We start from the raw sequence: 6,581 nt of genomic DNA on the forward strand, positions 1-6,581 counted from the left end.
TTAAAAATGGAAGGGTGTTTTTATTTTAGCATATACAGACACCATACCAAACATACAACAATAAAAAAACCCGGTAATCACCGGGTTTTTTTCCTGTAAAGCCTCTTATCATAATTGAATCAATTCAACTTTAACTGCTTGGGGACCTCTTTTTCCATCAGTAACGTCAAAACTAACGTCCTGACCTTGTTCAAGGGTCTTAAATCCATCTTTCTCAATACCAGAATAGTGTACGAAAACGTCAGTCCCTTCTTCTGATTGAATGAATCCGTAACCTTTCCCGGAGTCAAACCATTTTACTTTGCCTTTCATGTTAAAAAAATTATTTGTTAAAAACGCAAACATACAGTTTTTTTTGATAATTCCTAATTTTTTTATTAAAAAGTATCATATTTATACAATAAAAATTGTAAGAGGGTAATTAAAATTGAGAAAATACAAACAGTGTATAAGAATATGGAGCTATTTCATACTTCAGATGACTCTTTTTTCGTAAATTTTTCTCTACCGGTACGATCATTTCCGGTTTTTCGGGAGTATTGACGTCTGTAAGGCTTCCCGATAGGGTAATAGTTTTGACTTTTTTAATTTTGTCCATATATTTTATTCTCAAGTTGATAGGTGTAGATTCTTTTCCGGTATTTGCTATATGTACCACCAGTTGGCTTCCATCTTCATTCCTTGTGGCAGTAATATCTAATACATCCATCTCCTCACTATTCGTTTGGCTGTGTACAAGTAATGGCTGATGGTATTGCGAAGCTATTTGCTGTGCATAATAAGGAGGCATTCCCCATACCTGGGAAGGGGTGAAAAATATTTGTCCCTGATCCCAGCCATTATCATTTTGTTGATAAGGTTGAAGGGCATTTGCTGCACATGAGGCAAGAACAAAACCACCCATTCTGCGTATGGCATTTTGGAGGGTTACATGTCCCAATGCCCTTTGCATGTTATGCGTATTACCATTTTCTTCAAAAATAACACACTTCATGGTTGTTTCAGGATTCCATTGCAGGAATAGCTGCTGCATCCTTTTCAATTCATTTTCAACATTTTTTCCTGATGTTAGTTGATCAGCCCAGGGATGATAATCCCAATATTCGGCTTTTCCATCCAAGGCTTTAAAAACCCTCTCCATATTCGGGGATTCCGGACGCCACCATGCCGTATTAATTAAAGATACAGAAGGATCTTTTCCTTTGATCGCATCATATAGGAGATTAAACCGCTCTACATAATGATCATATTGGTCTGTCCTGTCTCCGTCAAACAGGACTTCCTCGTTTCCAATACCAATATATTTAATGCGATAAGGCTCGGGATGTCCGTTTTCTGCTCGTTTTCTTCCCCATTCAGATGTCGCCGAACCATTCAGGTATTCTATCATGTCAGCCATATCCTCAGGTGTTTCTTCTATATTAATGGCAAAGGAGGGCGTAAAACCGGCAGTTTCACAAAACTTTAAAAATTCTTCTATGCCAAAGCCATTTGTAGAATAATGATACCAATGACCCCTGTATGGAGGGCGCCGGTCCGGGTCACCTATCATCTTTTTAAATCTGTATTCCGGAGCATTGATCATTGTTCCTCCATATCGGAGGAATGTAAGTTTTTGATTGATCATAGCCTGTGCTATATCATTCCGGAATGGAAGCCCTTTAAACTGGTCTTTTCCTGTTGTCATTAATGTGACTTGGTCTATCCACAGTTTTCCGGGCTGGTTTATATAAACGGAAAATCTTGCATTAGTATCGTCCGTATCGGGAACTAAATCAAATGAGTATTTTTCCCAATGATCGGTTATATTTACTATTTCTTGCCTAGCATATTCTTTAGTCCCGTAGGAGTTTTGTAGGGCTATTATGACATTACCTTTTAAATCAGGGCTTTTCAAGTAAAGACGTCCCTGAAATCTTTGCCCGTTCCTGACAGCTATTCCCCACCTGTTCAGTCCAGCATTACTTATCCCAACGATACCATTGCCAGAAGCCAGACCGATAACTTGTGCATATTGTCCATTGTATGCATCTTTAGCATCATGCATATAAAAAGGCTTCACATTTCCGGTGAGAATAGTATCCCATTGGTAACTTACTGAAAATAACTGTTTTGGTTTAAATGATAATGTCTGGGAAATATTTCCTGTTGTTATTTTTATGTTTCTGAATATCACGTCGGAATACCATGTACGTAAGGATACTCTACCTTTCCTGAGGGAAGGATCATTATTCTTGTAAATAAATATTTGTTGATCATTCAGGAATACCAAAATATGCTTATCGGTCATTATCGCTTTTAGATGATTCCATTTTGCAGGATTGCAGTTTACCTCAATATCCCTGATATGTTCGTAATTATTTTTATGTTTACCAAATACCACCTTTTTCCCGGTTGCACTTAAACTAATTTCATATCCATAAAAGTTATCCGCACCATTACGTGCGTCTTCTACATATACCAATATTCCTGCATTACCATCACCTTTTCCTGAGAACATTATTTCTGCTTCGACAGAACCATTCTCCAAGACTACCCGATCATAGACTAATTTTGCTCCAGGATGGGACTGTACAGATATTTCACCATTTATGCTTCTCCAGGATCCTTCATATACTGAAAAACCATCAAATGCCATATCAGGAACAGGCTCTTCAAAACTTTCCCCAAAAATTTTCTGATCATATAATCCTCCGTATATTTCATGATTCACATCTTCTATACATGATCCATAAAGCCATGGTGTGATCTTATGTTCCACTTTTGAGGCATCAACCAATATGGTTGTGCCTGTTTTTTCACTACAAGATGAGAAAAATAAGGTTATCAGGAAAGAGGTATAAATCAGAATTAATGAAGTAAAGTATTGCCTATCCATAAGATTTGGTCATTTATAACTGGATAATTTTATATCCAATTTTTTGAATTGTATAGAAAAAATACTGATAACAAAGCTAATATTTTTCGGATATTCCATAAACACTATTTTATATTCCCGTAAATATGCAAGTAAAATAGTATTATTCAATACATATTTCTATCTGGCCAAACCTATTTTAAAAAAATCAATATATTGTCTATTTATTTTTTAATTTTAAACCTTCGTTGTAGTTTATCATATAGTTTTTATCTTTGCAGGCTGAAATTTTCCGTTTTGGAAGAATGTGATTTAATAAAATTGAACTTAAAATAACAAACTTATACATAATTAGAGATGACCGGTTCCCGAAAAAATCTACTGGTTCAACGAACTGAATTATACACCGATCCTCAAGATGTCAAAGCAATGGGACTTTATCCTTATTTTAGGGTAATAGAGTCTGATCAGGATACCGAAGTGATCGTAAACGGCAAAAAAGTGCTGATGTTTGGTTCAAACAGTTACTTAGGGCTCACCAACCATCCAAAAATAAAAGAGGCTGCAAAGGCCGCTATTGATAAATATGGAACTGGTTGTGCCGGATCCAGGTTTCTTAACGGAACATTGGATCTGCATCTTAGCCTTGAACGTAAATTGGCTGATTTTGTAGGAAAAGATGCTGCCATTGTTTATAGTACTGGTTTTCAGGTGAACATTGGCGTTGTTCCGGCATTTACCGGACGTAATGATTATATCATTATCGATGAATTAAACCATGCATCTATCATTGAAGGAAGCCGTTTGTCTTTTTCAAAGGTTTTGAAATACAAGCACAACGACATGGATTCGTTGGAAAAAGTGCTTCAGCGGTGTGAACCGGACAAGATGAAACTAATCGTTGTTGATGGAATTTTCAGCATGGATGGCGATATTGCGGACCTTCCACAGATAATACATCTTTCTGAAAAGTACAATGGTACAGTAATGGTTGATGATGCTCATTCATTGGGTGTTATTGGAAAAGAGGGGCGTGGAACTTCATCTCATTTCGGACTGACGGACCGTACAGACCTGATTATGGGTACATTCAGTAAATCTTTAGCATCTATCGGTGGATTTATAGCCAGCGATGAGGCAACCATCAATTTTTTGCAGCATCACTCCCGTACATTAATTTTCAGTGCAAGTATTTCTCCTGCAGCTGCAGCAAGTGTTAGTGCTGCATTAGATATTATCCAGGCAGAGCCGGAGCGTATTCAACATCTATGGGAAATTACCCATTATACCATAAAGAATTTACGGGAAGCCGGATTTGATCTCGGACATACACAGACGCCAATTATTCCTTTGATGATCCGCGATAACATGAAAACATTCAAACTTACCAAGCATTTGCTGGATGATGGTATCTTTATAAATCCGGTACTTTCTCCTGCAGTAGCTAATGACAGCACGTTAATACGTTTATCATTAATGGCTACCCATACATATGATCAGGTAAATATGGCTATCGAAAAGCTGATAAAAGCGGGTAAATCCCTGGATGTTATCTAGTAATTATAATTTGTAATGGGTATAACCATACATGAAGTCATCTCAAAAAAAGATTTAAAGCGTTTTATCAGGTTTCCATTTAAACTATACGCTTCATCTGAATTTTGGGTTCCTCCATTGATTGAAGGAGAAATACAGACTCTACATAAAGATAAAAATCCGGCATTTGATTATTGCGAAGCCAAATATTGGTTAGCATATAAGGATAATGAGATCGTCGGACGGATTGCCGGTATTGTCAATCATCGTTCCATAGATAAGTGGGGTGTCAGGTTGGTACGAATAGGATGGGTAGATTTTATCGATGACTATGATGTTTCGGGCGCTCTTTTTGCCGAGGTGGAAAAATGGGCTAAAGAACGTGGTATGGAAGGTACCCATGGCCCGTTGGGTTTCACTGATATGGATAATGAAGGTCTTTTAGTTGAAGGATTTGATAAATTACCGACAATTGCCAATATCTATAACTATCCTTATTATGTTGATCATTTTGAAAAGTATGGATATTCAAAAGTAGAAGATTGGATACAATATGTATTTAATGCTTCCCAGCCAATACCCGATAAAGTACAACGGCTCAATACCCTGATCATGCAAAAATATAACCTGAAAGTACTTAAATTTGCATCTGTTCAGGAAATTTTACCACGTGCCAAAGAAGTTTTTGAGGTACTTAATGCCTCTTTTGCTAATTTATATGGCTTTGTTGCTCTTACCGAAAAAGAGATTGACTATTATGTAAAGAAATATTTTAGTTTTATCAAACCTGAATATGTTTGCTTTGTTGCCGATGTCACTGATAAGATTATCGGATTTGGAATTAGTATGCCCTCGTTATCTAAGGCTATGCAAAAGTCTAAGGGAAACCTATTTCCTTTCGGATTTTTTTATATATTGAATGCATTGAGGAAAAACGATACCATAGATCTGTATTTAAATGGAGTTCTGCCTGAATGGCAAAATAAAGGCGTACATTCATTATATTATTCGGAAATGAATAAGGCGTATATTCGAAACAATATAGGAATAGCGATCTCTAATCCACAACTTGAAAGTAATGTTAATGCTGTTTCAGCATGGAAAAGTTATGAAAAGGAATTATATGCCAGGCGGCGTTGCTATCGTAAGTTAATTTCTTAGTATTTCCTGTTTAATATTTCACTGGCGATTATTGCTTTGCGAATATCAAAATCGAATTCCTCATGGGAGGATGCATCAGATTCAGATACTGATACTTCTTCCGATACAGGTGAATAAATCATCTTCTCTTCTTCCGAAATATTTATTTGGTTATTTTCCAGATAATTATCCGTTTTTCCTTCCGGAATTATTTCTAATGATTGGGCTTCTTCTTCAAAATAAGGAATATATTCTTTTGCCTGAGGTTCTACTTCCTGAAACATTCTTTTTAATACCTCTTCCAAATGCTGTGGAGATGAAGATTCCTGCCCCACTTCTTCAAAGTCATCCTCATCTCCTGCTAGTTCATCAGAAGTTGGAAGGTGCTGTTTTTGTGCTTCTTGCTTTTTTCCTTTTATATATTTTTCAATACCTCCGGCAAATACCAGCACGAGCAGTATAATAAAATATAAAAAATCACCAATATCGGCTTTAAACATTGTCGATTATTTTAGAAAAAATGTGGTGTTGCTTGATTGTATAAACTATTGCCTCTGCTGCCATTCGAATATCCTATTTTTGCTCCGACTGTGATGTTTGGGGTTATCTTATAATCGACTCCTAAATGCATGGCTTCTTTGGGAAGCCGGAATGGTGTTGCCTGATTAAATGGTCCCGATGAGGTAATATATTTCATGGCAGACCCGTTGATACTCCATTTCTCATTCAACAAATAAACACCTTCAGTAAAAACATAGGCAGCTATAACCGGACCAGTACGTCTTTGTGTGGATTCGGAAGCTGGTTTGGGCGAAAGTAAACTATTATATTGTAAAATAGTTACCCCGGCATTTACAAATAGACGGGGAGTGGCGTGAAAACTGATTTTTGGCGCAATGAAATTTCCGGATCCTACACCCGGCATGATCATAAAACCAGCATTTACAGATGCACCGGAAAAATGAGGTTTAAAATTTGATTGAAGCGGAAGTAATTCTTCTTCCGTTTGCGCTGATAATCCCACTATCCATAAACAGACGCCAGCGAA

Annotated in this window: 6 protein-coding genes; 2 read left to right on the plus strand and 4 right to left on the minus strand. The window is 36.8% G+C overall.

All coding sequences use genetic code 11. The features are described 5' to 3' along the window. Positions 1 to 108: 108 nt before the first annotated feature. Together LBQ60_12665 and LBQ60_12670 are read right to left on the minus strand one after the other, a co-directional pair. Positions 109 to 312, minus strand: a complete 204-nt coding sequence (locus LBQ60_12665; protein MDR2038767.1) for a cold-shock protein — start codon at positions 310 to 312, stop codon at positions 109 to 111. A gap of 109 nt (positions 313 to 421) precedes the next feature. Next, positions 422 to 2,878 (minus strand): DUF1080 domain-containing protein, encoded by a 2,457-nt coding sequence (locus tag LBQ60_12670; protein ID MDR2038768.1) that lies wholly within the window; start codon positions 2,876 to 2,878, stop codon positions 422 to 424. Positions 2,879 to 3,286: 408 nt separating this feature from the next. Between LBQ60_12670 and LBQ60_12675 the strand changes: the two genes are divergently transcribed. Together LBQ60_12675 and LBQ60_12680 are read left to right on the plus strand one after the other, a co-directional pair. Then, entirely contained in the window at positions 3,287 to 4,414 is a 1,128-nt protein-coding gene (locus tag LBQ60_12675) for a pyridoxal phosphate-dependent aminotransferase family protein (GenBank protein MDR2038769.1), read from the plus strand. Between the two features lie 15 nt (positions 4,415 to 4,429). Further along, positions 4,430 to 5,554, plus strand: a complete 1,125-nt coding sequence (locus LBQ60_12680; protein ID MDR2038770.1) for an N-acetyltransferase — start codon at positions 4,430 to 4,432, stop codon at positions 5,552 to 5,554. Here LBQ60_12680 and LBQ60_12685 read toward each other — a convergent pair. Both LBQ60_12685 and LBQ60_12690 read right to left on the minus strand, forming a co-directional pair. Further along, positions 5,551 to 6,033 carry a hypothetical protein gene (locus tag LBQ60_12685; GenBank protein MDR2038771.1) on the minus strand — a complete coding sequence of 161 codons (483 nt, stop codon included), beginning with the start codon at positions 6,031 to 6,033 and terminating at the stop codon, positions 5,551 to 5,553. The two genes, LBQ60_12680 and LBQ60_12685, sit on opposite strands and share 4 nt — an antisense overlap. A gap of 11 nt (positions 6,034 to 6,044) precedes the next feature. Further along, positions 6,045 to 6,581 (minus strand): hypothetical protein (locus LBQ60_12690; GenBank protein ID MDR2038772.1); only part of this gene is annotated, 537 nt, incomplete at its 5' end.

It is taken from the genome of Bacteroidales bacterium (assembly GCA_031275285.1).
In the GTDB taxonomy this organism is placed as follows: domain Bacteria; phylum Bacteroidota; class Bacteroidia; order Bacteroidales; family UBA4181; genus JAIRLS01.